The organism is Bradyrhizobium septentrionale, assembly GCF_011516645.4.
Taxonomy (GTDB): domain Bacteria; phylum Pseudomonadota; class Alphaproteobacteria; order Rhizobiales; family Xanthobacteraceae; genus Bradyrhizobium; species Bradyrhizobium septentrionale.
Genome location: NZ_CP088285.1, coordinates 302,597 through 328,264 on the forward strand (window position 1 = coordinate 302,597; position 25,668 = coordinate 328,264).

General features: G+C 63.6%; 27 protein-coding genes. 7 read left to right on the forward strand and 20 right to left on the reverse strand.

Going from position 1 to position 25,668, the window contains the following annotated elements; all coding sequences use genetic code 11:
* Positions 1–80: 80 nt before the first annotated feature.
* Positions 81–236 (reverse strand): DUF3096 domain-containing protein, encoded by a 156-nt coding sequence (locus HAP48_RS03390; RefSeq protein ID WP_084518327.1) that lies wholly within the window; start codon positions 234–236, stop codon positions 81–83.
* A 233-nt stretch (positions 237–469) separates the two neighbouring features.
* Between HAP48_RS03390 and HAP48_RS03395 the strand changes: the two genes are divergently transcribed.
* On the forward strand, positions 470–829 hold the full coding sequence (locus tag HAP48_RS03395) for a DUF1236 domain-containing protein (RefSeq protein ID WP_166214751.1): 360 nt from the start codon (positions 470–472) through the stop codon (positions 827–829).
* 116 nt (positions 830–945) lie between these two features.
* Here the strand turns inward: HAP48_RS03395 and HAP48_RS03400 are convergent, their stop codons facing one another.
* The 9 genes from HAP48_RS03400 to HAP48_RS03440 all read right to left on the reverse strand — a co-directional run bounded on the left by HAP48_RS03400 (position 946) and on the right by HAP48_RS03440 (position 9,128).
* Positions 946–2,046 (reverse strand): hypothetical protein, encoded by a 1,101-nt coding sequence (locus tag HAP48_RS03400; protein WP_166214749.1) that lies wholly within the window; start codon positions 2,044–2,046, stop codon positions 946–948.
* Positions 2,047–2,185: 139 nt separating this feature from the next.
* Positions 2,186–2,560: a GFA family protein gene (locus tag HAP48_RS03405; protein ID WP_166214747.1), complete on the reverse strand. Its 375-nt coding sequence runs from the start codon at positions 2,558–2,560 to the stop codon at positions 2,186–2,188.
* Positions 2,557–3,153: a class I SAM-dependent methyltransferase gene (locus HAP48_RS03410; protein WP_166214745.1), complete on the reverse strand. Its 597-nt coding sequence runs from the start codon at positions 3,151–3,153 to the stop codon at positions 2,557–2,559. Before HAP48_RS03410 ends, HAP48_RS03405 begins: the two co-directional genes overlap by 4 nt.
* A 3-nt stretch (positions 3,154–3,156) precedes the next feature.
* Complete coding sequence (gene glyS, locus HAP48_RS03415) at positions 3,157–5,403, reverse strand: glycine--tRNA ligase subunit beta (RefSeq protein WP_166214743.1); 2,247 nt, start codon at positions 5,401–5,403, stop codon at positions 3,157–3,159.
* Positions 5,403–6,353 carry a glycine--tRNA ligase subunit alpha gene (locus tag HAP48_RS03420; protein WP_166216944.1) on the reverse strand — a complete coding sequence of 317 codons (951 nt, stop codon included), beginning with the start codon at positions 6,351–6,353 and terminating at the stop codon, positions 5,403–5,405. Before HAP48_RS03420 ends, glyS begins: the two co-directional genes overlap by 1 nt.
* A 266-nt stretch (positions 6,354–6,619) precedes the next feature.
* Positions 6,620–6,811 (reverse strand): hypothetical protein, encoded by a 192-nt coding sequence (locus HAP48_RS03425; protein WP_029079014.1) that lies wholly within the window; start codon positions 6,809–6,811, stop codon positions 6,620–6,622.
* A gap of 116 nt (positions 6,812–6,927) precedes the next feature.
* Positions 6,928–7,839 carry a S49 family peptidase gene (locus HAP48_RS03430; RefSeq protein WP_166214741.1) on the reverse strand — a complete coding sequence of 304 codons (912 nt, stop codon included), beginning with the start codon at positions 7,837–7,839 and terminating at the stop codon, positions 6,928–6,930.
* Between the two features lie 241 nt (positions 7,840–8,080).
* Positions 8,081–8,908 (reverse strand): tRNA1(Val) (adenine(37)-N6)-methyltransferase, encoded by an 828-nt coding sequence (locus HAP48_RS03435; RefSeq protein WP_224496895.1) that lies wholly within the window; start codon positions 8,906–8,908, stop codon positions 8,081–8,083.
* Positions 8,901–9,128 carry a putative signal transducing protein gene (locus tag HAP48_RS03440; protein WP_106320528.1) on the reverse strand — a complete coding sequence of 76 codons (228 nt, stop codon included), beginning with the start codon at positions 9,126–9,128 and terminating at the stop codon, positions 8,901–8,903. The genes HAP48_RS03435 and HAP48_RS03440 overlap by 8 nt, the downstream gene beginning before the upstream one ends.
* A gap of 135 nt (positions 9,129–9,263) precedes the next feature.
* Here HAP48_RS03440 and HAP48_RS03445 point away from each other — a divergent pair, with 135 nt between their 5' ends.
* Complete coding sequence (locus HAP48_RS03445) at positions 9,264–10,274, forward strand: polyprenyl synthetase family protein (RefSeq protein WP_029079017.1); 1,011 nt, start codon at positions 9,264–9,266, stop codon at positions 10,272–10,274.
* Positions 10,275–10,738: 464 nt separating this feature from the next.
* Here HAP48_RS03445 and HAP48_RS03450 read toward each other — a convergent pair whose 3' ends face one another.
* Positions 10,739–11,578, reverse strand: a complete 840-nt coding sequence (locus HAP48_RS03450; RefSeq protein WP_166214739.1) for an AraC family transcriptional regulator — start codon at positions 11,576–11,578, stop codon at positions 10,739–10,741.
* Between the two features lie 236 nt (positions 11,579–11,814).
* Between HAP48_RS03450 and HAP48_RS03455 the strand changes: the two genes are divergently transcribed.
* Together HAP48_RS03455 and HAP48_RS03460 are read left to right on the forward strand one after the other, a co-directional pair.
* Entirely contained in the window at positions 11,815–13,056 is a 1,242-nt protein-coding gene (locus HAP48_RS03455) for an ABC transporter substrate-binding protein (protein ID WP_166214737.1), read from the forward strand.
* A 148-nt stretch (positions 13,057–13,204) separates the two neighbouring features.
* Positions 13,205–14,308, forward strand: coding sequence for a mandelate racemase/muconate lactonizing enzyme family protein (locus HAP48_RS03460; RefSeq protein ID WP_166214735.1), 1,104 nt, complete (start codon positions 13,205–13,207; stop codon positions 14,306–14,308).
* Between the two features lie 177 nt (positions 14,309–14,485).
* Here the strand turns inward: HAP48_RS03460 and HAP48_RS03465 are convergent, their stop codons facing one another.
* A complete protein-coding gene (locus tag HAP48_RS03465) occupies positions 14,486–14,857 on the reverse strand; it encodes a DUF3450 domain-containing protein (RefSeq protein ID WP_166214733.1) in 372 nt (123 codons plus the stop codon).
* Positions 14,858–15,052: 195 nt separating this feature from the next.
* Between HAP48_RS03465 and HAP48_RS03470 the strand changes: the two genes are divergently transcribed.
* Positions 15,053–15,277, forward strand: coding sequence for a hypothetical protein (locus HAP48_RS03470; RefSeq protein WP_166214731.1), 225 nt, complete (start codon positions 15,053–15,055; stop codon positions 15,275–15,277).
* Between the two features lie 85 nt (positions 15,278–15,362).
* Here HAP48_RS03470 and HAP48_RS03475 read toward each other — a convergent pair whose 3' ends face one another.
* The 3 genes from HAP48_RS03475 to HAP48_RS03485 all read right to left on the reverse strand — a co-directional run bounded on the left by HAP48_RS03475 (position 15,363) and on the right by HAP48_RS03485 (position 16,930).
* Entirely contained in the window at positions 15,363–15,500 is a 138-nt protein-coding gene (locus HAP48_RS03475) for a hypothetical protein (RefSeq protein ID WP_166214729.1), read from the reverse strand.
* An 18-nt stretch (positions 15,501–15,518) separates the two neighbouring features.
* Complete coding sequence (locus tag HAP48_RS03480) at positions 15,519–15,953, reverse strand: cupin domain-containing protein (RefSeq protein WP_166214727.1); 435 nt, start codon at positions 15,951–15,953, stop codon at positions 15,519–15,521.
* A gap of 320 nt (positions 15,954–16,273) precedes the next feature.
* Entirely contained in the window at positions 16,274–16,930 is a 657-nt protein-coding gene (locus HAP48_RS03485) for a glutathione S-transferase (protein ID WP_166214725.1), read from the reverse strand.
* A gap of 173 nt (positions 16,931–17,103) precedes the next feature.
* Between HAP48_RS03485 and HAP48_RS03490 the strand changes: the two genes are divergently transcribed.
* Both HAP48_RS03490 and HAP48_RS03495 read left to right on the forward strand, forming a co-directional pair.
* A complete protein-coding gene (locus HAP48_RS03490; RefSeq protein ID WP_175612439.1) occupies positions 17,104–18,327 on the forward strand; it encodes a polyhydroxyalkanoate depolymerase in 1,224 nt (407 codons plus the stop codon).
* A 189-nt stretch (positions 18,328–18,516) separates the two neighbouring features.
* Entirely contained in the window at positions 18,517–19,311 is a 795-nt protein-coding gene (locus HAP48_RS03495) for a substrate-binding domain-containing protein (protein WP_166214721.1), read from the forward strand.
* A 217-nt stretch (positions 19,312–19,528) separates the two neighbouring features.
* Here HAP48_RS03495 and HAP48_RS03500 read toward each other — a convergent pair whose 3' ends face one another.
* From HAP48_RS03500 to HAP48_RS03520, 5 genes are all read right to left on the reverse strand, one after another.
* Positions 19,529–21,265 carry a bifunctional protein-serine/threonine kinase/phosphatase gene (locus HAP48_RS03500; protein WP_166214719.1) on the reverse strand — a complete coding sequence of 579 codons (1,737 nt, stop codon included), beginning with the start codon at positions 21,263–21,265 and terminating at the stop codon, positions 19,529–19,531.
* Positions 21,266–21,325: 60 nt separating this feature from the next.
* Positions 21,326–22,144, reverse strand: coding sequence for a formate/nitrite transporter family protein (locus tag HAP48_RS03505; RefSeq protein ID WP_166214717.1), 819 nt, complete (start codon positions 22,142–22,144; stop codon positions 21,326–21,328).
* Positions 22,145–22,537: 393 nt separating this feature from the next.
* Positions 22,538–23,335, reverse strand: a complete 798-nt coding sequence (locus tag HAP48_RS03510) for a transporter substrate-binding domain-containing protein (protein WP_175612365.1) — start codon at positions 23,333–23,335, stop codon at positions 22,538–22,540.
* Positions 23,336–23,440: 105 nt separating this feature from the next.
* Positions 23,441–23,866 (reverse strand): DUF4399 domain-containing protein, encoded by a 426-nt coding sequence (locus tag HAP48_RS03515; protein WP_166214713.1) that lies wholly within the window; start codon positions 23,864–23,866, stop codon positions 23,441–23,443.
* Positions 23,867–23,903: 37 nt separating this feature from the next.
* Positions 23,904–25,499, reverse strand: a complete 1,596-nt coding sequence (locus HAP48_RS03520) for an SUMF1/EgtB/PvdO family nonheme iron enzyme (RefSeq protein WP_166214711.1) — start codon at positions 25,497–25,499, stop codon at positions 23,904–23,906.
* Positions 25,500–25,668: the final 169 nt, after the last annotated feature.

A 25,668-nucleotide genomic window follows, 5' to 3' on the forward strand; every position in this document is an offset into this window, starting at 1 on the left:
ATCCGGAAGGAGGGGTCGAAGATGCGCGCCTTACACCATTTTGGGGGGTTCCGCGCAAGCCGCGAAACCCCGGTTTCCCGCTACAGGTGCAGCCAGCGCAACAGGCCCATCCCCACCAGCCCGACAAAGATCAGGTAGATCGCGACGATGTAATTGAGCAGCCGCGGCATGATCAGGATCAGGATGCCTGCAATCAGAGCGACAATGTGCGGCAAATGCCCAGCGGTGATGACCATTGAAGTTTCTCCGGCGGTTTTTGGAGGAGCGAATCGAGCGGCAGTTTATCCGCTGCGGGGGTTCCCACATCAAGACGCCCGTCACGCCCTCAGGTTCCCGCAGCTCACGAAAATTGCTCCAAAATGCCGCGTGTATGGCGGCGGTTTTTCCGGAACATCACCTCACCCGAGGCATTGGCTCGCCATGTGCGCTGGCGAAGGCCGCGTGCTGCGTGAAAACAATGGAGCGAGCCATGCGAAACAGAATACTTGCCGTTGCAGCGGTTGCTGCCGCGATCGCGGTGCCGGCTGTTGCCGCACAGGCCCAGACCGTCGGCATCGTCCGCGGTGGTCCGGCGGTCGCCGTCGAGGATGACGGAGCAATCGCGGTCGAGCAGCGTCCGGCATTCCGCGAATACATCGTGCGCGAGCGCGTGCCGAACTACACCGTGCCGGATCGGGTCGTGGTCGGCACCGTGCTGCCGGACGCCGGCGTGACCTATTACGACGTGCCGCAACGGTTCGGCGCGACGCCCTATCGCTACACCGTCGTGAATGGTGAGACCGTTCTGGTCGAGCCGCGTTCGCGACGGATCGTTCAGGTGGTCGAGTAAGCCCCCAGCCGCCTGAACGCGATGTCCGGGCGCCGCGCAAGCGGATGTGCGCGCAGATCGACCGGACTTGAAAGCCCCGCCCGGCCTCCCCACCGGGTGGGGTTTTTCATGGATGCCTACGATTTCAGGATCGAGAGCAGCGTCGAGGTCGACTTGTAGCTCTTGATCGCGGCATCCTGGAAATCCTGCGTCCAGTTGGCCGCCTGCCGCTCCTCGGCGCTCATCGAGGAATATTGCTTGAGGATGCCGAGGCTGAACTGGCGCGGGTCGCCGGCGGACTGGCTCTGCTTCAGCGCGTCGAGCACCGCAAGGCGCGTCCGCGTGCTGAGTTCCTGCTTGGCCGCGAAGATCTCGTCGGTGGAGAACTTCTTGTCCTGGTTCAGCGAGATCGCCGAGAGCGAGCGGTTGTCGAGCGAGGACAGGTCGGCGAGCTGGCCGGTCTTGCGCCTGGCATCGTAGACCAGTTCCTTGCCGTTGCTCGCAGCCTGGCTCTTCTGCCGATCGAGGAACGCGCGCACGTCGCTGGCGATGCTGCTGAAGTCGCGCGTCGTGCCCGTCGCAGGAGACGTGGTTCCCGCCAGCGCGGCCGCGATCGGGTCACCGGTAATTCCAGCTGGCGCCGTGTTCGGATCCTGCTGCGTCGCCTGATAGCCTTTGAGCACTGCGGAGCGCTGGCTGGCCCAGGTCGCGGCTGCCTTCTCCTCGTCGCTCGCGCCATCGAGATAATCGAGCGCCGCCTTGTAGCTGACGCTGTAGTCGCCGGTCAGGCGCGTGGTCGCAAGCGACGGCGCCAGCGCCGTGTCGAAGCGCTGCTTTAATTCGGTGGCAGCAACCGCCTGCTCGTCCGGCGTGAACTTGCCGCCATTGTTGGTCGAGATCGCAAACAGCGAACGGCGATCCAGCGTCAAGAGATCGATCGTGGTCTTGCCGTCGACGATCGGCGCCTTGACGCCGGCCACCGTGTAGAGCCGGTCGAGCGTGACCCGCGCATCGCTCGTCACCGTTGCGAAGTCGGGCAATTGCGCCTTGGCGATTTGGGCGCGGGCGGCATCCGACAGCGTGAGGTTGGTTGCGGCATTTGACGTCGAGGACGCTGAGAGATCGCCGGCCGTTCCGTCGCCCGACAAGGTCGCCGCCAGCGAGGGCGTCGCCGCGGCCCGCGCATAGGCCGAACCGTATTGGGCGTAGGGATTGGGCGTGGTGCCGATCGAGGTCATCGGGGAGGTCTCTGCATTGGCGCAAAGGGCGATTTCTTAAGAATTCGTTGACCCGGCAGGACCTTCGCAGGGCATGGTTAACAAATTGCAAATTGTGTCCAAATATTTCCAGCGCAGCACGCAGCTCGGCGGTGGCCGGTCATTTGTCCACGACCCAGCGATGGCGGCGCTGGGGGAAGACGGATTGCGACGGCGCGGGAAAATCCGGGTCCGCGAAGGCGCCGACCGCAACGCCGATCAGATCCGGCGCGCGGCGCGGCTCCCAATAGACCGACGTCCCGCAATTCGGACAGAAATGGAACACCACCGCGGACCCGCTGTCGCCGACACGGCTGTATTCGCGCGCCTCGCCCTGCGGCTCGACATCGGCGCGCGGAAAGAACGCCGCGACGCCATAGGTGCTGCCGGTCCGCTTCTGGCACTCCAGGCAATGACACAGCGATATCTTGAGAGGCTCGCTCTGACAGGTGACGCGGAGCTGTCCGCAGGCGCATGTCGCGAGCCTTGTCATCATCGCCTGCCTTTGCTTGCGACCAGCCGGTGAATGTCCTTGCCGGACGACGCGCTGACGACTTCCTCGTCGAGCAGCAATTCGGCCGCCGCCAGTTCAGTCCGCACCAAGGCCGCATCGAAGGCTGCATAGAGCCGGCCGTGTGTATCACGCGCATCGTCACTCGCGGTGACACGCCAGCTCAGATAGAACACGCCGCCGGGCTTCACGATGTCGAACATGCGACGCACCGACGGCGCGATCAGCGCGGGATCGAGATGCATGATCACGGTCTCACACAGCACATTGTCGAAGCCGTCGGCGGCAATGCCGGACAGCTCAGGCAGTTCGGCATACGCAAAGCGCAGCGCCGGATGGCGGGTGCGAGCTTCCGTGAGCAGACCCTCGGAGGCATCAAAGCCCTCGGCCGGGAAGCCATTGGCATTCAGCCACGCCACCTCGCGGCCGCTGCCGCAGCCGATATCGGCTGTGACGCCGCCCTTGATGAAGAAACGGGTGACGATGTCCTGCAGATCGACCGGCGCCGGCTGCTCGTGCCAGTCCTGCGCAAACGCCGCCGCTTCCTTGTCGTAAGCGGCGAGCGTTGCGCGGTCCATCAATCAGCCCTCGATCCTGGAGAAATCCGCCACCGCACGCGTCGCGGCGCGGATCTCGTTGAGCAGTTTGAGACGGTTTTCGCGCACCTTTGGATCGTCGTCGTTGACCTTGACCTTGTCGAAGAACGCGTCGACCGCGGGGCGAAGTCTGGCCAAGTGAACCATAACACCTTCAAAGTCCTCGGCTTCAACCGCACGCAGAGTACTTTGCTTAGCTCTAGCGATCTCGAACGCGAGCGTGGCCTCCTCCTCAACCTTGTAGAGTTCGCGATCGGCCACACCGTCAAACTTCCGCTGTTCCTTCTTCTCTTCAATGGCAAGAATATTATTCGCACGCTTGGTCCCCGCGAGCAGGTTCTTGCCATCGTCGGTATCAAGGAATTTGCCTAGCGCCTCTATGCGATGCACGACAAGAAACAAATCATCTTGGCCTCCAAGTGCGAATACGGCATCGACGAGGTCGTGGCGCGCGCCCTGTTCGCGGAGTTGCCCCTTTAGACGTTCTGCGAAGAAAGTGAGAAGCCTACTGGACCGATTCTCCAGAACCTTACGGAAATCGACCTTGCATTCGTCGATCTTTGCGGAAATTTTTTCGTCCGTGATTGGTCGCTCAATCGCCTTGTGTGCACGCATCATCTCAAATTTTTGAAACATCATGGCGATTTCAACTGCGTTGCCCGCAGGCGTAATCGTGGTCTGGTAGCTAACCGTTTTCTCAAGATGATCTAGAAACGTCGACTCAAGCCTCAGCCGCACGCCGGACTCGATTATTCGAATCACGCCGAACGCTGCTCGTCGTAGGGCGAACGGATCTTTCGAGCTCGACGCCTCCTCAAGAATTGCCCAAAAGCTAACTAGCATATCGAGCTTGTCAGCCAACGCCACGGCCACGCTCACCGGATCGGTTGGCACGCGATCCGCAGGCCCTTGCGGCCTCCAGTGCTCCTCGCTCGCGGCCGCGACGGAGGCGTCCTCGCCCTGCTCAAGCGCGTAGTACTTGCCCATCAGGCCCTGCAGCTCGGGGAATTCGCCGACGACTTCGGTCAGCAAGTCCGCCTTAGCGAGTTGCGCAGCGCGTTTGGTCTTCTCCACGTCGGCGCCGACCAGCGGCGCGATCTCTGCGGCCAATCGTTCAATTCGCCTGATGCGATCCGCCTGTGAGCCCAACTCCTTGTGGAACACGATCTGCTCAAATTTCGGCAGCCGGTCTTCCAGCCTGGTCTTCAGGTCGGTCTCGTAGAAGAACTTCGCGTCGCTCAACCGCGGACGGATCACGCGCTCATTGCCGGCGACGATGGTCTTGCCGCCGTCGGGCGCCTCGATGTTGGCGGTCAGCACGAACTTGTTGGTCAGCTTCCCCGTCTTGGGATCCTTGACCACGAAGCATTTCTGGTTGTTGCGGATGGTGGCGCGGATCACCTCGTCGGGGATTGCCAAAAATTCCTTCTCGAACGATCCCATCATCACGACAGGCCATTCGACGAGGCCCGAGACCTCGTCGAGCAGCACCTGATCCTCAACCAGCTCGAGGCCTTGCGCGAAGGCGAGCTCCTTGGCGTCCTCAAGGATGATGTCCTTGCGCGCCTGCGGATCGAGGATGACCTTGGCGGCCTTCAGCTTGGCCTCGTAGTCCTCGAAGCGGCGTACCGAGATCGCGGCTGGTGCCATGAAGCGGTGGCCGTAGGTGGTCTGCCCGGCCTCGATGCCGTCGACGGAGAATTTCACGACATCGGGCTCCTCGGTCTCCAGACCGAAGGTCGCGGTGATGGCGTGCAGCGGGCGCACCCAAGTCAGCGAGCCTGATTTCGCCGAGCGCGCACCCCAGCGCATCGATTTCGGCCAGGGGAAGGTGCGGATGATCACCGGCAGCATTTCCGCGATCACGTCGATCGCGGCGCGGCCGGGCTTTTCGATCAGCGCGATGTAGAAATCGCCCTTCTTCGGATCGGTCTGGATTTTTGCCTCGCTGATCGAGGACAGGCCGGTGGCCTTCAGGAATCCCTGGATCGCGGGCTCGGGTCCGCCGACGCGCGGGCCGCGGCGCTCTTCCTTCAGGTCGGGCTGGCGTGCCGGAATGCCGTGCACGGTGAGCGCCAGCCGCCGCGGGGTCGCGAACGCCTTGGCGCCTTCATAGACCAGACCCTCGGCGACCAGCTTGTCGGTCACCATGCGGCGCAGATCGTCCGCCGCCTTCGCCTGCATGCGCGCGGGAATTTCTTCGGAGAACAGTTCGAGGAGAAGATCGGGCATCAGACCGCCCTGCCCGTTTCAGTGTGGATCCATGCCTCGCCGCAGGCCTTCGCCAGGTCGCGCACGCGGGCGATGTAGCTCTGCCGCTCCGTCACCGAGATGACGCCGCGGGCATCGAGCAAATTGAACACGTGGCTCGCCTTGATGCACTGGTCGTAGGCCGGCAAGGCCATCAGATGTTCCTTCTGGTTGCCGCCCAAGCTCTTAGAATTTTCTTGCCAGCCGGCGGCGAGATATTTGCGGCAGGCGTCCTCGGCCATCCTGAACTGCTCGAACAGCATCGCGGTGTCGGAATACTCGAAATTGTGCCGCGAATATTCCTGCTCGGCCTGCAGGAAGACGTCGCCATAGGTGACCTTCTCGGCGCCCTCGCGGCCGTTGAAGTTGAGGTCGTAGACGCGGTCGACGCCCTGCACATACATCGCGAGCCGCTCGAGCCCGTAGGTGAGCTCGCCCGCGACCGGCACGCATTCGACGCCGGCGACCTGCTGGAAGTAGGTGAACTGCGAGACTTCCATGCCGTCGCACCAGCATTCCCACCCCAGACCCCAGGCGCCCAGGGTCGGGCTCTCCCAATCGTCCTCAACGAAGCGGATGTCGTGGATGGCGGCATCGATGCCGATCGCGGCGAGCGACTTCAGGTACAGGTCCTGAAGGTTCGGCGGCGACGGCTTCATGATCACCTGGAACTGGTAGTAGTGCTGCATCCGGTTGGGATTTTCGCCGTAGCGGCCGTCCTTGGGCCGCCGCGAGGGCTGCACATAGGCCGCGTTCCAGGGCTTTGGCCCCAGCGCGCGCAGCGTGGTCGCAGGATGGAAGGTGCCGGCGCCCATTTCCATGTCGTAGGGCTGCAGGATGACGCAACCCTGCTCGGCCCAGAATCGCTGGAGAGCCAGGATGAAGCCCTGGAACGAACGTTCCGGGCGCATGTGGTCAGGCAGGGCGTCCATCGTCACGACAGGTCTCGCGAGGGGGGTTGTGAAGCGCGCGGGACCGTATCGGCGGCAGCCAATGGAATCAAGGCGATGGGGATGTTTCTGCGAGCTATCGTCACCTCTCCCGCTTGCGGGGGAGGTCGGATCGCATCTTTGGATGCGATCCGGGTGGGGGCTCTATCCACGATACGACTCGCGGATAGAGCCCCCACCCCGACCCTCCCCCGCAAGCGGGAGAGGGAGCACAATCCCTGAATGGCAAGATTGGGAGACCTAAGGCCTTAGCCCGGGCGATAGGCCCCGGTCACGGGGTCGCGGCGCAGGGTCTTGATTTCGCCCGCATGCGCGGCTTCGGCCACGCGGGACAATCGCGCCTCTTCCAGTTCCTGGTTGATCCGGACGGCCGTCTTGTATGCCCAGCGGACCACGGCCAAGCCACCCAGGACGCCTGCGAATGCAATCAGCGGCGGCATCGGTCGATCCTTGTCGTTCACGTCTGTCAGGCCCCCAATGACAGGCATTCTTACGCAAGCGGGCCTGCGCCGCAATCGCACTTTTGGGACTAAATGGCGCGCTCACAACCGTGTGTTCACAGCCCGAATCTGGCCCAAATCGCCCGTGTTTCCAATGCCGAGATCAGATCGTCCGGCAGCGCGGCGATGCCGTCCAGCGCCGCCAGCGAGCCCGCCCCCGCCGCCCTGCGGCCGAGCAGGCCGGACAGCATGCCGCTCGCGGGCGCGATCACCGGGGTCAGCACCTTCTCGCCATAGCGGGCGCGCAAGGTGGAGCGGAGGTCGCCGATGGCGTCGGCAAGCCCGAGACCGATCGCGGTGTCGCCCGCCCAATACTCGCCGGTGAACAGCGCGTCGTCGGCACCCTTGAGGCGGCTGCCGCGGCTCTGCTTCACCAGCGCGATGAAGATCGCATGGATCTCGCGCTGGATCGCCTTCAGCCGGGCGACGTCATCAGGGTTCTCGGGAAGGAACGGGTCGAGCATCGCCTTGTGGCTGCCCGCCGTATAAAGCCGGCGCTCGACCCCGATCTTCTTGATCAGCCCCTCGAGGCCAAAGCTGCCGCCGACCACGCCGATCGAGCCCAGGATCGAGGACGGGTCGCAATAGATCTCGTCGCCGGCGCAGGCGATCATGTAGCCGCCGGAGGCCGCGACGTCCTCGACGAACACCAGCACCGGCAGCTTCTTCTCGGCCGCCAGTTGCCGGATGCGCAAATGGATCTGCCGCGACTGCACCGGCGAGCCGCCCGGCGAATTGATCACCAGCGCAACCGCCTTGGCATTCCGAGTGCCAAAGGCACGCTCCAGCATCTTGGCGACGCCGGAGAGCGTCATGCCGGGCCGCAGCGGCGTCACCGCGCCGATCACGCCCGACAGCCGCACCACCGGCACCACCGCCGTGCCGCGCCTGAACCGCGCCGGAAGCATTTTCTGCGCACGCTCGAGCAGTCCCGAACGTCTGGCGCGATCACTTATTTGTTCACTCATGCCGTTACCTCGAATTAACCACTTTTTATCACGCCACTGTCATTGGAATCCGTGGAACGCGTTTTGCATTTTGTCATTGGGGTTGCAACGCGCGGCGGAGAGGGACTCATGAAGATCTACCTGCTGATTTTGCTGATCGGTGCGCTCCTGGCGGCGATCCACTTCACCTCAACGCCTGATCGCCAGTCAGAAACGGCTTCGCAGTAATTTGGTGCCAACGACGACGCGGGCAGCGCGCCTGCTAGCGCCGCGCCAGCGGCAATTCCCCCTTTCCCGCCAAAATCTCCTGCACCCATTTATTGGGCACACCTGACTCTTCCTTGAGCAGCAGTGCGGCATGGAGCCGCGCCGGCGCCCGGCCGCCCTTGACGGCCCGCACCAGAATTCGGATCGCCGGCGACGTCGCCTCGGCGTGAACCGGCAGTATCTCGAGGCTGCCGAAGCCGCGGTCCAGCGCGGCCAGCACTTCGGCGATGCCGTCGGCCCGCCAGATCAGCGCAAGCTGCCCGTTCGACTTGAGAATCCGTCGCGCGACGTGGACCCAGCCGGCGAGCGTGGTCGCGGTCGCGACATGGGCGCGCTCCCGCACGCCGTCCGGCGAGGCCTGGTGCCTGGATGGATCGTTGAACGGCGGGTTCATCAACACGACGTCGGCGCTGTCGGGCGTCAGGCCGGCGTCATCGAAGGCTGCAGCACGGGCCTCGACATCGAGCACGATCACGTCGGCCATGATCGCATTGGTACCTGCATTATTCCGTGCGAGCTCGGCCAGCGCCGGATCGATTTCGACCAGAACCAGATCGATCCCCCTCACCCGCCGCGCCACGGCGAGCCCGGCGGCGCCGACGCCGGAACCGAGATCGACGACGCGGTCGCCGGATCGCGCCGGCGTCGCCGCGGCCAGCAGGATCGCGTCATGGCCGGCGCGATGGCCGCCGCGCGGCTGCCGCAGGCGCAATTGCCCGCCGAGAAATCCGTCCTCGGTGATGTCAGCGGCCGGAGACTCCTTTTTTGACGCGTTTTGTTCACGCGAACCGGGGTCCACTTCGCTTGAAAACGCTCTAATCATCGGCCCGCAATTCGTGGCCGAGGCCGGCGTCGGTCAGCAGCTGGCGGGCCTCGTGGTTGTCGTCCTCATGCACCAGGATCCGCCGCGGCAGCACGCCGAGCGAGCCCTCGATGATGCTCATGTTCTGGTCCAGCACCAGATGATGGATGTTAGCGCTGTCGAGCAACGCGCCGATGGCGGAGACCAGCACAATGTCATTGGTCCGTACCAATTCCCGCAAAACGCACTCTCCTGTTGGCCCGGCTGTGCGGCCAATGCGCCACATGTCAATAACTTGATGGCCTTGCCGCTGCACCGCGCAGTTTCTATTGTTATAGCTGAGCATAGTGCGAATTCGGCAAAATTGGAGACCAGCGTGGCGGTTATTGTACCCTTCGAAAGCCCGTCCAATGCTTCGATCGACGGGCTGGTGGGACTTCTCGCCGCTGACATGGAGCGCGTCAACGCGACGATCCTCTCTAGGACCGGCTCCGAGGTCACCATGATCCCCGAGGTCGCCAATCATTTGATCTCCTCCGGGGGCAAGCGGCTGCGTCCGATGCTGACCTTGGCGATGGCCCAGCTCGCCGACTATTCCGGCGACGGCCATATCAAACTCGCCGCCGCGGTCGAGTTCATGCACACCGCGACCCTGCTGCATGACGACGTGGTCGACGAGAGCGAGCTGCGCCGCGGCAAATTGTCGGCGCGGATGCTGTGGGGCAACGAGGCCAGCGTGCTGGTCGGCGACTTCCTGCTCGGCCAGGCGTTCCGCATGATGGTCGAGGTCGGCTCGCTGCGCGCGCTCGACATCCTGTCCGCGGCCGCCGCCACCATCGCCGAGGGCGAGGTGATGCAGCTTGCCGCCGCCAAGAATACCGCGACCACCGAGGACGAGTATCTCGCCGTGATCCGCGGCAAGACCGCGGAGCTGTTCGCCGCCGCCTGCGAGGTCGGCCCCGTGATCGCCAACCGGCCCAAGGCCGAACAGACCGCCTGCCGCTCGGTCGGCATGAATCTCGGCATCGCCTTCCAGCTCGTCGACGACGTGCTCGACTATGGCGGCAAATCCGCAAAACTCGGCAAGAATGTCGGCGACGATTTCCGCGAGGGCAAGATCACGCTTCCCGTCGTGCTCGCCTTCCGCCGCGGCAACGACACCGAGCGCAAGTTCTGGATCCGCGCACTCGAGCGCGGCGAGATCGGCGCTGCCGATCTCGACCACGCGATCGGGCTGATGACCAAGCACCGCGCGCTCGAAGACACGATCAGCCGCGCCCAGCACTACGGCGCGATGTCGGTCGACGCGCTGGCGCTGTTCCCGCCCTCGCCGATGAAGACGGCGCTGGAAGAGGTCGTCGCGTTCTGCCTGGCGCGGTCGCATTAGGCCTAGGCACTCACGAGTACCAAGCACGTGTGAGTTCTGATTCGATTGTCGAACAGTCTGTTCGGTGTCATCACCCGCGCATGCGGGTGATCCAGTATTCCAGAGACGCCGGTGCATGAGCCGAGGGGCCGCGGCGTACTGGATCGCCCGGTCGAGCCGGGCGATGACAGTTGTAGTGCGGACGCGGCTTCGCGAACCATACACCGAGCTGTAATTACGATAAACCGAAACGTTTTTTGCGATGGGGGCTTGCGCCCGTCGGGCAACTCAGATGTAGGGCGCGTGCCAGCATCATAGTTGGCGTCGTCCCTGCGAAAGCAGGGACCCATACTCCGCGGCGAGAGTTGTAAGCGGGACTCGTCGTTCCGGCGGCGGGCCGTCATCAACATCTGTGGTTATGGGTCCCTGCTTCCGCAGGGACGACATCGAGTTTGCGGCACGGCCGTCGCAGCATCATGCGCCCTTTACCCCTCCACCGGCACCCAGATCTCGAGCCCGCCGTTGCCGCTGTTCTTGTCGAACTTCTCGTCGTAGCGCTCGAAGGTCGGCGCGTCGGCGACCTTCATGCCGGATTGCGGCAGCCAGCGATTCCAGATCGTGTTGACGGTGCGGCGGATGGTCGAGATGTGGTCGGTGTGGGTGAACACGAGATATTTCTGCGCCGGGATTCTGACGTGCGCGAACTCGCGCGGCAGGTCGGAGAAATCGGCGACCTCGATACCTGCGATGTAGTCGAAATTGCCGGCGTCGTCGCCATTGCAGCAGACGCCATAGGCGATGTTGCCGACCTGGCGGGGAATATGCGCGCATTGCTGATGGAAGCCTTCCCACTGGTTCGGAATGCCGGCCGTGCTGGCATTGGCGTGGTTGTAGCGCGCGCCGACGCCGGCCACGAGAAAGGCCTTGCCGGTCGCAATGCGCGGCGGATCGATGTGATCGAGAGCTGTCGAGATCATGGTGATCGGCTCCTGCAGCTTGAGCTTGGTCAGGCACGTCGTGGCGCGCACCGCCTCCGGTGTGACGCCGAAATGGTCGCGGAACGCGCGGGTGAATGCTTCGTGGGAGCCGTAGTCCGCATCCAGCGCCAGGCTGAGGATGTCGGGCGCGCCGGCAGCGAGCTCGCGCGCGGCCTCGCTGAGGCGGCGCGCCCGCAAATAGCGCATCACCGAGAACCCGGTCGCCTCGGCGAATGCCCGCACCAGATGAAAGCGCGAGACCCCGGCGATGGCTGCGATGTCATCGAGCGTCATCGGCCGACGCAGGTGCCCCTCGATGTACCAGAGCGCCTTCTGGGCTGGATTCATGGACGACGGCCTTCCTTCAAAGCACGCACATCATGCGCGTCTGCCGAACGCGGCGCTTGACAGTCCTTGCTGCGCGGCGGCGAAACCGTGGTTCCGCTCCGCGAAATTACCCGCAAAGCCGTCGCTGGTAACAGCGTTGCAATCGTGCATACTCGCAGTTGCATCGATCCGACGGCTCATCAAGCTGCCCGAAAATCAAGACTGCACGAGCCGCGGCCAGCATGTCAGGGAGGACAATGATGCACTACCGACGCCTGAGCTATGTCAACTGCGTCAAATCAGCGGCGCTTGCGGGGCTTTTGACGATCGCCGTTGCAACCGCCGCCAACGCACAGAAGAAATACGATCCGGGCGCGACCGACACCGAGATCAAGGTCGGCAACATCATGCCCTATTCGGGTCCGGCGTCCGCCTATGCCACGATCGGCAAGACCGAAGCCGCCTATTTCAACAAGCTCAACAGCGAGGGCGGCATCAACGGCCGCAAGGTCAACTTCATTTCCTATGATGACGCCTACAGCCCGCCGAAGATGGTCGAGCAGGCCCGAAAGCTGGTCGAGAGCGACGAGGTGCTTTTGATCTTCAATCCGCTGGGAACGCCGGGCAACACCGCGATCCAGAAATACATGAATGCCAAGAAGGTGCCGCAGCTGTTCGTCTCCACCGGCGCCGCCAAGTGGAACGACCCGAAGAATTTCCCGTGGACCATGGGCTGGCAGCCGAGCTACCAGGTCGAGGCCCGCATCTATGCCAAATACATTCTGCAAAAATATCCCGGCAAGACCATCGGCGTGCTCTATCAGAACGACGATTTCGGCAAGGACTATCTGATTGGCCTGCACGACGGGCTCGGCGATCAGGCCAAGAAGCTGATCATCGTCGAATCCTCCTACGAGACGTCTTCACCGACGGTCGATTCGCAGATCGTGCAAATCAAGGGCGCCAACCCCGACATCTTCGTCAACATCGCGACGCCGAAATTCGCGGCGCAGGCGATCAAGAAGGCCGCCGAGCTGGACTGGCATCCGGTCCAGTTCCTGACCAACGTCTCGGTCTCGATCGGCGGCGTGATGAAGCCGGCCGGCTACGAGGCGAGCCAGGACATCCTGTCGACCCAGTATCTGAAGGATCCCGCGGATCACGAGTGGAAGAACGATCCACCCATGAACGAGTGGCGCGCTTTCATGACCAAGTGGTATCCCGAAGGCGACCAGAACGACGCCTCGACCGTGTTCGGCTATGGCGTCGCCAAGGGGCTGGAGCAGGTGTTGCGGCAATGCGGCGACGACCTGACCCGCGAGAACCTGATCAAGCAGGCGGCCAGCCTCAACTTCGAGATCGGCGTCTACCTGCCCGGCACCAAGATCAAGACCGGGCCGGACGACTATGCACCGATCGAGCAGTTGCAGATGATGCGCTTCAAGGGCGAGAGCTGGGAGCGGTTCGGTCCCGTCATGAGCGGCGAGAAGAGCTCGTAACGACTTTCTCCACGATTTCGCAGTCCCTGATGCCCGGCCCGAAGCCGGGCATCCACGTCTTCGACACGATTGACGAGCAAGACTCGTCACAGGCAAGAGTTGGGATGGCCGGAACCAGGCACATCCTGCGATCGGAAGGACAACAACAATGAAGATCACCGATGTCCGCGCCCACCATGTCCGGATTCCCTATGACGCAGGGCCCGCGAGCTTCCGTCAGGGCGCATCCGCGATCTCGGCGCTCGACATGGTGCTGGTCGAGGTGTCGACCGATGCCGGCCTGACCGGCTGGGGCGATGCCTTCGCATATGTCTGCCCGAAGACGAGTTGCACGGCGGTGACCGAGATGATCGCGCCGCAGGCCCGCGGCCTCGACGTGCCCGACGCCGCCCAAATTCCCGCCGTGATGGAGCAGATCCAGCGCAATCTGCATCTGTTCGGCCGCTACGGCATCACGATGTTTGCGATCTCGGCGCTCGACATCGCGCTGTGGGATCTGGCCGGCAAGGTGAAGGGCACGCCGCTGCATCAATTGATCGGCGGCGCGCGGCGCAGCTCCATTCCGGCCTATGCAAGCCTGATGCGGATCGGCAATCCCGCGCAGATCGCGGCCGAATGCAGGAAGGCGATCAAACTTGGCTATGCCGCGATCAAGCTGCACGAGACCACCGTGCCCGCGGTATCAGCCGCGCGCGAGGCGATCGGCCCCGCCGTGCCGCTGATGGTCGACATGAACTGCCCGCTGGATGGACCAGCGGCGATACAATTCGCCCGCGACTGCAAGCAGGCCGCGCCGATGTTCCTGGAAGAGCCGGTCTGGCCGCCGGAGGATTTTGCGACGCTCGCGGAGGTGCGTCGGGAAGGCCGGCTCGATATCGCAGCCGGCGAGAACGCCTGCACCGTGCATCAGTTCCGCCAGATGATGACCGCCGGCGCCATCAGCCACGCGCAGCCGTCGGTGATCAAGGTCGGCGGTGTCACCGAATTCCTGAAGGTGGCCGTGCTCGCCGACGAGTTCGGCGTCCAGGTGATTCCGCACTCGCCCTATTTCGGGCCGGGCTTCCTCGCCACGCTGCATCTGATGGCGGTCCGCGACGAAGGCCTGATCGAAATGTTCTTCATGAAGCGCCCCGCCTGCCTGTGGGGTGATCGCATCGCGGTCGACGCCAACGGCCATGTCGCCGTGCCGCAGGGCCCCGGGCTCGGCTACGAGCCGGATCGTGATGTGATGGAGCAGTATCGGGTGGCGTGACGAGCCCGACTCTTTCCGCCGTCGTTGCGAGGAGCTCGCGACAAAATTGCAAAGCAATTTTGCGCTGAAGCGACGAAGCAATCCATCGATCCGCATATGCGGCGCAATGGATTGCTTCGCGGAGCCTGTCATCCGGCGGCGCTTTGCGCCGACCGGGTGGCTCGCAATGACGGTGCGCTATTTCGTCCCATCCTTCGCGGCCGGCGTCGCATCCTTCACCGGCGGAGCGTCAGCCTTCTTCTTCAAATCTTCGGTCAGCTTGGCCTGTGCCGCCTGCTGGTCGGCGACGAGCTTCTGCAAACTCGCGACCGAACTCTTCAGGCTTTCGATCTGCCGGTTGGCTGCGTCGAGCTTCTGCTGATGATCTGATGTCAGCTTGTTGATGGTCTTCTGCAGGAAATCGACATTGCTCTGCAGACAACTAGTGCGCCGCTCCATCGTCTTCTCGACGGTGCATATCTCGATGCCGGGAACGTCTTGCGCATGCGCAGTTCCGACGACGCCGAGCGCAATCAGCGCGAGCAAGGCAGCAGCGATACGAGCGAACATCATCACCCCCGGTCAGAAGCGTCTTTCACAGTTTTGTGCTCGCGACGCTGAAAGCACGGCAGACATACCACACTGAAACCGCATTCAAGCGGTGTGCTTCACCCATTGCGAGGACTACTCGTGGGGACGGGGGCCTTCGGAACTCGTTTGGTTCGACCCCTTTTGGCTCGACCTTGGGCAGTGGAGACAGATCGTATGGCTACGCGCGAAAAACGGCTGGCGCAATTCGACGGCAATGGCGAACCTTCGCCGGAACAACGCGTGGAAGTGCTTTGTGAGGATCACAGCGGAACGTATCAGCTGCCGTTCGCCTGCCGTTTCATCGACGGCCAGTGGCGCAATGACACGACCGGCGGCGCGCTGGAGGTCAACGTCATTGCCTGGCGGATGCCGCGCCTGAAGCAGGTGGGCGCGGCGTAACGGCGCAGAAGCGCTGTTTCAAAACGCGACGCGCACGCGCACGACTTTAAGATTCGGAACGCGGGTGGAACGAACCGCGTCCGAATCACTGATCGAGCGCCGTACTCCGTTGTTCACGGCTAGATGTGGTCATTAGCCCGAGGCTGCGCACCACATACAGAAGCACGATGATCGGCCGCAGCCAGCGGCCGACGACAAAGGTTAATTCCTCCGCAGACGACATTGCGATCCCTCCTCGCGGTCATTTCCACGGCGTGACCGGCGGCACCGTCTCGGTCGCCGGCGGCACATCCACGGTCTTGAAATCGGCCGGGCTGACGATCTCGAGGTATTCCATGTCCTTCGAGTAATCGAACAGGTAGTGGGTGATGCCGGGGCGCTGATGGATGACGTCGCCGGCCTCGACCAGCGTCTCCTTGTCCTCGTACATGAAGCGGGCCCAGCCCTTGGTCATGATGACGATCTGGAAATCGCACAGATGCTTGTGCCAGCCGGTGCCCTGCTCCGGCGGCAGATCGGGATTGGCCTTGACCAGATGGCAGATCACCTGCCCGCCGGTGGCGTCGGCGATGCCGAGATCGCGATACAGGAAGAAGTCGCGCAGACCTCCGCCCTTGAAATCGGTGTCACCTGGTTTGACGTGGGAGAATTTGCTGACGACGGCGTGCTGATTCATTTCAAGCCTCCACGGTTCTCGTGTTCGCGAGATCGCGGCGCGGGCTCAGCGTCCAAATTTTCGGCAGCGTCGCATCGTCGCGGTCACAGCTCGATGTTGCTATGCGAAATCCTTGCCAGCCCGGTTGTGCTGTGGCGATCGGTCTCGCCCGGTGCTGATGTCGCGGCGGAAGCATCTGGCGCAAGGCGCAAATTTGCATTCGGCGCGGATTGCATCGCGCGCACCGCGCGCCGCCAGGACCTGACGCCGGCGGCACGTCTGTTGAGCAAAGCTTGCCTGGAGCTTGAGCCGCCGACGCAGGCAGGCCGCCCGTGCGCTGCCTAATATTCGACCTCGAGCTCCTCGACGTCGGCAGGCTCGGCCTTCGCGGCCTCGATCCATTCCTGCATCTCGGGCATCGCCATGATGGTCCTGGCATACGCCGCGAGCACGGGGTCGAGCTTCACGTCATAGGTCATGAAGCGGGTCACGACCGGCGCATACATCGCGTCCGCCATGGTGCGGCGTTCGCCGAACAGGAACGGCCCACCTGATATGCCGAGGCAATCGCGCCAGATCACGCAGACACGATCGATATCGGCCTGCGCCCGCGACCAGATCTTGAAGCCGGGAAAATGGCCCTTGAGGTTGACCGGCAGCGAGGCCCGTAGCGTGGTGAAGCCGGAATGGATTTCGCCCGAGATCGAGCGGCAATGCGCGCGCTGGATCCGGTCGTCCGGCAACAGCCCGGCATGCGGCATGATCTCGTTGAGATACTCGCCGATCGCCAGCGTATCCCAGACGGTCGCGCCCTCGTGGCGCAGGCAGGGCACCAGGATCGACGACGACAGCAGCAGCAATTCGGCCCGTGCCGAGGCGTCATCGGGCGCCGTGACCACCTCCTCGAACTCCAGCCCGGCGAATTTCGCCAGCAGCCAGCCGCGCAGCGACCACGACGAATAATTCTTGCTGCTGATGGTGAGTGTCGCCTTCGCCATGCCCGCTCCTCACGCCCTGAACGCGTCCTTGGCCCCGGACCTGCGCGCCGGTCCAAGCCGCCGCGCCCCTGAGCCGTTCATTTTTGCAGCAAGCCACGTGCCAATTTGCCGGGCAGCCCGCCTCCTCTCTGGCGTCGATATTGCATAGCCAGCCGGGCCAGGGGCGGATGCGTATGATGTCAATGATGTACCAAGCTTACCAGAACCACATGGACTTCACGGCGCCATGGCGGACCGGGGCCGCAGCGGCGCTGAAATACCTCAATCTGGTGCCGCAGGGCACCACCGACCGGGTGTACGGGCGGCTCGCGGCGGCGCTCGAGCTGATCTCGCGCTCTACCCTGACCTACGCCCGTCCCGACTACGCCATCGGCAGCGTGACCGTCGGCAACAGGGAATACCAGGTGACCGAGGAGGTCGCCTATGCGACGCCGTTCGGCTCACTGCTGCATTTCAGGAAGGTGGACGGACCGGAGCAGCCGCGGATGCTGCTGGTGGCGCCGATGTCGGGCCATTTTGCCACGCTGCTGCGCGGCACGGTGAAGACCCTGCTGCAGGACCACGACGTCTACATCACCGACTGGCACAACCCGCGCGACATCCCGCGCAAGGAGGGTCGCTTCGGGCTCGAGGACTACACCGACCATCTGATCGACTTCCTCGGCCAGATCGGTCCGCGCGCGCATATGGTGGCGATCTGCCAGCCCTCGGTGTCGGCGCTGGCGGCCGCCGCGATCATGTCGGAGGACAATCATCCGGCGCGGCCGGCGTCGCTGACCCTGATGGCCGGACCGATCGACACGCGGATCCAGCCGACCAAGGTCAACGAGTTCGCCAAGAGCAAGCCGATCAAATGGTTCGAGGACAATCTGATCAACTACGTGCCCATGCAGTGCAAGGGCGCGTTGCGTCAGGTCTATCCCGGCTTCGTGCAGCTCACGGCGTTCGTGTCGATGAACCTGGAGCGTCACATCAAGCAGCACGTCGATCTCGCCAACCATCTCGCCAAGGGCGAGACCGCCAAGGCCGCGGTGATCAAGACCTTCTACGACGAGTATTTCGCGGTGATGGATCTGCCGGCGGAGTTCTACATCGAGACGGTGCGCGACGTGTTCCAGGAGCATCTGTTGCCGCAGGGCATGCTGATGCATCGCGGCCGCCCGGTGAACCCGGCGGCGATCCGGCGCATGGGCCTGATGACGGTGGAAGGCGAGAAGGACGACATCTGCTCGATCGGCCAGACGCTTGCAGCCCAGGACCTCTGCACCGGCGTCCGCACCTATCGCAAGGTGCATCACATGCAGGCCGGGGTCGGCCATTACGGCGTGTTCTCCGGCAAGCGCTGGAACAACGAAATCTACCCGCTGCTACGCGATTTCGTGCATGTAAACTCGTGAGGGCGTACAACTCTCCCTGTCATTGCGAGGAGCGAAGCGACGAAGCAATCCATCGTTCCGCATATGTGGAGCGATGGATTGCTTCGCTTCGCTCGCAATGACGATCGATGACTAGTCACGCCTCTTCCCGAGCAGTAGTCTCCCCGGCCACGACGACCCCGTCCCAAGAATCGTCCAGGGAGAAACTCCATGCGTTCCGCCACTGCCTTCCGCGCCCTCGCGCTCGCCTTGATCGGCGCCCTCGCCTTCACGTCAGCCGCCTCCGCCGCCGAGGTCCACGTCATGATCTCGGGCGGGCTGACCGCGGCCTACAAGGCACTGGTGCCGGAGTTCGAGCGCAAGACCGGGCACAAGGTGGTGACCGCCTTTGGGCCGTCGATGGGCACCACGACCAACGCCATTCCGGTGCGGCTGGAGCGCGGCGAGCCGGCCGACGTGCTGATCATGGTCGGCTATGCGCTCGGCGACCTCGTCAAGCAGGGCAAGGTCGTGGCCGACAGCCGCGTCGACCTCGTGAAGTCGCCGATCGGGATCGCAGTCAAGGCAGGCGCACCGAAGCCGGATCTCAGCTCGGCGGAGACCGTCAAGCAGGCGCTGCTGGCGGCGAAATCGGTCGCCTATTCCGACAGCGCCAGCGGCGTCTATGTCTCGACCGAGATGTTCGCAAAGCTCGGCATCGCCGATCAGATGAAGGACAGGGCGCGGATGATTCCGGCGACCCCGGTCGGCGAGATCGTCGCAAAGGGTGAGGCCGAGATCGGCCTGCAGCAGATATCCGAGCTGAAGCCGGTCACGGGCATCGACATCGTCGGCCCGCTGCCGGAGCCGCTGCAGAAGATCACGGTGTTCTCGGCCGGCATCGCGAGCGTCTCAAAGGAGCCCGACGCCGGCAAGGCGCTGATCAGCTTCCTCGCTTCGCCGGACGCGCGCGACGCGCTGGTGAAGAGCGGACTGGATCCGATTCCGGCCAGCGCGACGCATTAGCTGCATCGGTCCTATTGCGGCATCCGTGGACCTATCCCCGTCATCCCCGCGCAAAGGCTTCGCCTTTGTCGCTGGAGGTGCGAGCCTTGCGGCGCACTTGCGCCGCTGGGCGAGCCTCGAAGGATGAATCGGCCACAGCCGGGCCGTCGATCCTTCGAGACGCGCGCAAGAGCGCGCTCCTCAGGATGACGGGACTTGGGTGGCGGAGTTGGATTCTCTACCGCAGATGATGCGCGCCGTAGCCGAGCAGCAGGACCACAACCAGCGCCAGCAGCAGCGTGGTCGACTTCCAGAACAGCACCGGGTTGCGCTCGATCAGCGGGGTCGATGACGTCGTCAGATATTTTGCGTTGGGATTGCGCAGGTCGAACAGGAACTCCGACAAGCTTTCATAGCGCTTGAGCGGATTGGCGTGCACGGCGCGCTCCAGCGCGCCATCGACCCAATTCGGGACGTCGCGGCCGCCATGTGCGGCCGGACGATAGACCAGCCTGTTGAAGTCCGATCGGGTGCGGGCGCGCGCGATCTGCGCGCCATAGGGCAAGCGTCCGGTCAGCATCTGATAGGTGACGACGCCGAGCGAGAACAGGTCGGAGCGCGCGGTGCCGGCCTCGCCCAGAAAATACTCCGGCGCGGTGTATTGCTGGGTGCCCAGGATATCCTCGCCGCCCGACGGCGCCGCCTCGGCGACACCCGCGATCCGCGTCGAGCCGAAATCGATGATCTTCACCGTGCCGGTCCGGTCGATCATGATGTTGTCGGGCCTGATGTCCTGGTGCAGCATCTCCCTGCGGTGGAAGGCGCGCAGCCCTTTTGCAATTTGCTCGGTGATGTCGCGAACCGTTTCCAGCGCCGGCGCGGGATTGTCGGTTATCCACTGCGTCAGGGTCTGGCCGTCGATATATTCCATCGTGACATAGAGGAAATTGCGCCTGCGCTGCGGCAGAAACGGCTTCAGCACATGCGGGCTGTCGATCCGCCGAGCGACCCACTCCTCCATCATGAAGCGCTTCAGATAGGCGCCATCGTCGCGCAGGTCGATCGAGGGAATCTTGATCGTGACCGTGGTGCCACTCTCCTCGTCGACCGCGAGGTAGATGTGGCTGCGGTGTGATGCATGCAGCTCGCGCACGACGCGGTAGCCATCAAACAGCATCCTTGCATCGAGCAGCGGCGGCAACGGCAGCTCGGTCGGCTGGCCGAACACCTCGCTGGCATCGCCGTCGGGCAAGGCGTCGATCCGGATGATCTGCGCGGTGAGATTGTCCGGGCTGCCGTTCTCATAGGCCTGTTCGACGATCGATTTCGCCGCAGCATCGAGGTCAACCGCTCCGTCCAGGATCGTCCGCGCCAGCTGGCGCGGGGCGACGTGCTCGTAGATCCCGTCGGTCACCAGCAGGAAAGTGTCGCCGCGCTCCAGCGGAAGATTCTGGTAGTCGATCTCGAGCTGCGGGTTCACGCCGAGCGCACGGCCGAGATAGCTCTGCTGCGACGAGATCACGACGCGATGGTCGTTGGTCAATTGCTCGAGGCTGTTGCCGGCGACACGGTAGATCCTGCTGTCGCCGACATGGAACAGATGCGCCGTGGTCGATCGGATCACCATGGCGCTCAGCGTGCAGACGTAACCCTTGTCCTTGTCGTAGGGATTCTGGCTGCGCCTGGTCTGTGCATGCAGCCAGGAATTGGTCGCCTCCAGCACCCGCTGCGCCGAGCTCTTCACCGACCAGGATTCCGAGGTGCAGTAGTAGTCGGTCAGGAAGCTCTTGACCGCGGATTCGGCGGCGACGCGGCTGACGCTGCTCGACGAGATGCCGTCGGCGAGCACCACGGCGATGCCCTTCAGGCCGAGCAGCGGCTCGTCCGGGATCAGCACGCCGTGAAAATCCTGATTGGTGTCCTTGCGGCCCTTATCAGAGAATTGCCCGACCGATATTTTCAGCGCGCGCGGCATCGACCGTCCCAATGCGAATGGGGCCCTCCATGACAGGAGAGCCCCATCAGCCGGCCTGGATCAAGCCGCGAGGCGCTGGCGCTTCGGCGCCGTCTTGATATGCGTCGTGTAGAGCGTGAGCCCGGTGAAGGCGAGGCCGCCCACCAGGTTGCCGACCACGGTCGGGATCTCGTTCCAGATCAGATAGTCCATGATCGTGAAGTGACCGCCGAGCATGAGGCCGGACGGGAACAGGAACATGTTCACGATCGAATGCTCGAAGGTCATGTAGAAGAACAGCATGATCGGCATCCACATCGCGATCACCTTGCCGCTGACCGTGGTCGAGATCATCGCGCCGACGACGCCGGCCGAGACCATCCAGTTGCAGAGCATGCCGCGGATGAACAGCGTCAGCATGCCGGCTGCGCCATGCGCCGCGTAACCGACGGTGCGGCTCTCGCCGATGGTGCCGATCACCTGGCCGACCTTGTCGGGCGGCGAGGAGAAGCCGAACGTGAAAACGATCGCCATCATCACCGCCACCGTGAAAGCGCCGGCGAAATTGCCGATGAACACGAGCCCCCAGTTGCGCAGAACGCCACCCAGCGTGACGCCGGGCCGCTTGTCGATCAGCGCGAGCGGCGACAGCACGAACACGCCGGTCAGCAGGTCGAAGCCGAACAGATAGAGCATGCAGAAGCCGACCGGAAACAGCGCAGCGCCGACGATCGTCACGCCGGTGTTGACGTTGATGGTGACCGCAAACGCTGCCGCCAGCGCCAGGATCGCGCCGGCCATGTAGGCGCGGATCACGGTGTCGCGGGTCGACATGAAGATCTTGGATTCGCCGGCGTCGACCATCTTGGTGACGAATTCGGACGGTGCGAGATAGGCCATTCGTAAAGTCCCCTTGCGCAATTCGGCCGCGCCGGATGCGATGCCGGAAGCGACGCGGGTTGATTGAAATGCTCGTCCGTCCGGGGAGATGGGGGTCTGACGATGCTCGAGACGCCCGGGCCGGGCGCCTTGATCCCCTCGCCATGGCCTTCACTGGCTTCGGCAATCCGGAGGACGGCAGTCGTCATTGACTGATGCAATCAAAAGCAATGCATGTGCCAACCGCAGGCGTCGGCCGCAGTCTTAAAAATCGTTCTAATACAATAACTTACCAGATCATCCGCGAGCCAGGCTGGCGCGGTGGCGCCGATTTATGCAGCTTGCACAGATGTCGCCCACGCCAGCGCGCGGTCCGGCAGCGGGCGCCGGCGCGACCGCCACGGCCCCGCGGACCTACTTCACCTCGGTCCGAACCGGCGAGTCCTTCAGCCCGTTATTGTCATAAGCCTTGCGCAGCGTGCCGTTGGCGATTGCCTCCGTCATGAACTTGGTGGCGAACGCCGCGGCGAGCGGATGGTTGAGCGGCACCGCGACCGCGGTGACGGTCTGCTTGAAGGTTTCGTCCAGCACGCACGTGCCCGGAATCTTCTTCGCCATCGCGATCAGCTGATCGCGCGACAGCGCAAAGGCGTCGACCTCGCCGTTCTCCAGGAGATGGAAGATCTCGTCATAGGTCTGATAACCCGTGACCTTGGCGTGCTTGAGATGCGCGATCGCACCACGCATGGTCGTGGTGTTGTTGACGGCGGCAACCTTGACGCCGTCCTGGTCGAGCGTTGCGAAATTCGTGATCTTGGAACCCGGCCTGACGATATAGGTGGCGTCGGCGACCTCGTAGATCGGCCCGAACGTCATCTTGATTTCGCGATCGGGATCCTTGGGCAGGAAGGTGACGTCCCAGCTGTTGTTCGACGCCGCGTCGGTGATCTGGCCGGAATTCTGGTGCACGACGTATTCGACCGGCACCCCGAGCCGCGCCGCCATCTCCTTGCCGAGGTCGACGGGAACGCCGGCATAACCGTTCTCGGTTTTGGTCGACCAGAACGCGCCGCCCGCCGGGCTGATCGCGATCGCGACCCGGAGCTTTCCGCTCGGCGCGATCTGATCCTTCAAGGCGTCGGCATTGGCAGATGTGGCCATCATCATCGCTCCCAGAACGAGGCCAGCCAGACGCTGCAGTCGAGACGACATCGGTGCCCCTCCACGCCGAATCTTGTTGTCCGGCAGGCGCGCAACAAACCGCACGGCATGGCCCGGCGCAAGCGCCGGTCCCGCAGGGGAGCTATCCGTATCGGCCTATCTGACCCGGATGGTGATTTTCTCGGAGACGACGGGCGGGCTGAATGGATAGTGCTTGGCATCGCCCAGCACCAGCTGCAAGGTATGCTTGCCCCGCGGCAGGTCGAGCTGCGTCTCGGTCTGACCTGCTCCGAAGTGCAGATGAGACTTGTCCGACGGAATCGGCTCGTTCGGATTCAACGGCTCACTCACGTCGACCAGAAGATGGTGGTGGCCGCTGTTCGGATAGTCGTCGCCGGCATGGGTGACGCCCATATTGCGCAGCCCGAAGCGGCACCAGAACGGGCTCTTCACCGTCACTCCGTTGTGCGGCCAGAGGAAATACAGCTTGGTGTCCTTCCCCGCCGGCTTGTTCTGCGCGCTGGCCGGAGCCGCGAACAACGTCAGTGCCGCGGCGAGCATGATCAAGCCTGTACTTTTCATATCCCCTCCATGAAACCCCGCGATTGCAGATGATCGCTCAGGGAGACAGCGCGACCCGGAAACCGTGGGTCGGGTAGCGCACATTGGTATCGTAATTGTCGCGATTGGCCGGACGCACATAGCGCGCGTCATTCTTCCAGGAGCCGGAGCGAAGGACATGGGAGGCGCAGTCGCCGCCGGACCACACCGCGCCGTCGACCGGCGCGCCCTGGTAGCTCCTGTGCCAGCAATCCTCCACCCATTGATCGACCCCGCCGCCCATATCGTAGAGGCCGAACGGGTTCGGCTTGAAGCTGCCAACCTTGACCGGTTGCTCGGTCGCAGCACTACCGCCGCAATCCTTGCAACCTGCGTTGCCCGATTGCATCTGGTCGCCCCACCAGTATTTCGATTGCGTTCCGCCACGCGCCGCATACTCCCATTCGGCCTCGCTCGGCAGCCGATAGGCCTTTTTGGTGCGCTCGGCGAGCCACGCCACATATTGCTTCGCGTCATTCCAGCTCACATTGGTGACCGGAACGTCGTCCTTGCCGGTGACCGTGAAGCCGCAAGCCTTGGCCTCCGCGCAGGCATTCCATTCGCGCACGGTGACCGGATATTTTCCCATGGCGAACGGCTTGACCGTCACCTTGCGGACCGGCCGCTCCGAAGGATCGTCATTGCTTCCCATCGAGAAGCTGCCGCCCTGCAGCGAGACCATTTCGGGCTCCGGCACGGACGGGGCCGGAATTGCCGAGGGTAAGGCCTGCGGCGACGCCTGCTGTGTCGGCGCTGCGCTTGGGATCTGACTTGGGCTCTGGCTTGGGACCGGACTTGGGACCGGACTTGCAGATTGAGCTGGAGCCGGGCTCGGAGCCGGCTGCTGGACGGTCGGCGATGCCGCCGGCGACGGAGGTGCCTTTGCCACGTCGGCCGGCTTGCTGCGCGGTTGCACGAGCATGTACCAGAGCACGCCGCCGGCGATGATTGCGACCGCCAATCCGAGCAGCGTGAGCAGGATGGACTCACGGCGCCGGCGCGTCCTTTGGTACGCGGCGGCGTCCGGCAGCACGCGATAAACCCGGACCGGATCGGTGATGTTCTTGACCTTGCGGTCGCCAAGCGATTCGTATCCGCAGACCATCTTGTGCTTGATCTGCTCGTAGATGCCGCCGGAGATGAAGACGTCACCCGGCGCCGCAATCCCTTCGAGACGCGACGCCACATTGACGCCGTCGCCATAGATATCGTCGGGCTCGATGATGACGTCGCCGAGGTTGACGCCGATTCGATACTCGATCCAGTGATCTTTCGCGATCGCCGCGTTGCGGCCGATCATGTTCTGCTGGATCACGATGCTGCAACGGACGGCCTCGACCGGACTGTCGAATATCGCGATGAAGCCGTCGCCGGTGGTCTTGACCAGCTTGCCGTGGTGCTCGGCAATGGTGGGCTCGACGAGATCGCGCACGATCCGCTTGACGCGGGTATGCGTGCCTTCTTCATCGAGTTGCATCAACCGGCTGTAGCCGGCGATATCGCCGGCAACGATCGCTGCCAGGCGCCGCGGCATCGAATTGCCGGGCGTCTCGCCGGGAGGCTGTGTATTGTCGGGCTGTGACCGGCCTGACTTGAAGTCGCGAATTTCTCCCATAGCGCTCCGGCTGCTCCAATAAATTTTGTGCTCGAGGCGCAACCGGCGCCTTCGTCCCCGAGGCTCGGTTAAACCTACCACACCTTCGGATTGGAACAAAGTTTCGCGAAGCGTGACCAAGCTCACGGATTGCCGCCCGCGCATGAGCCGCGCACCCGCCGGGCGAGCG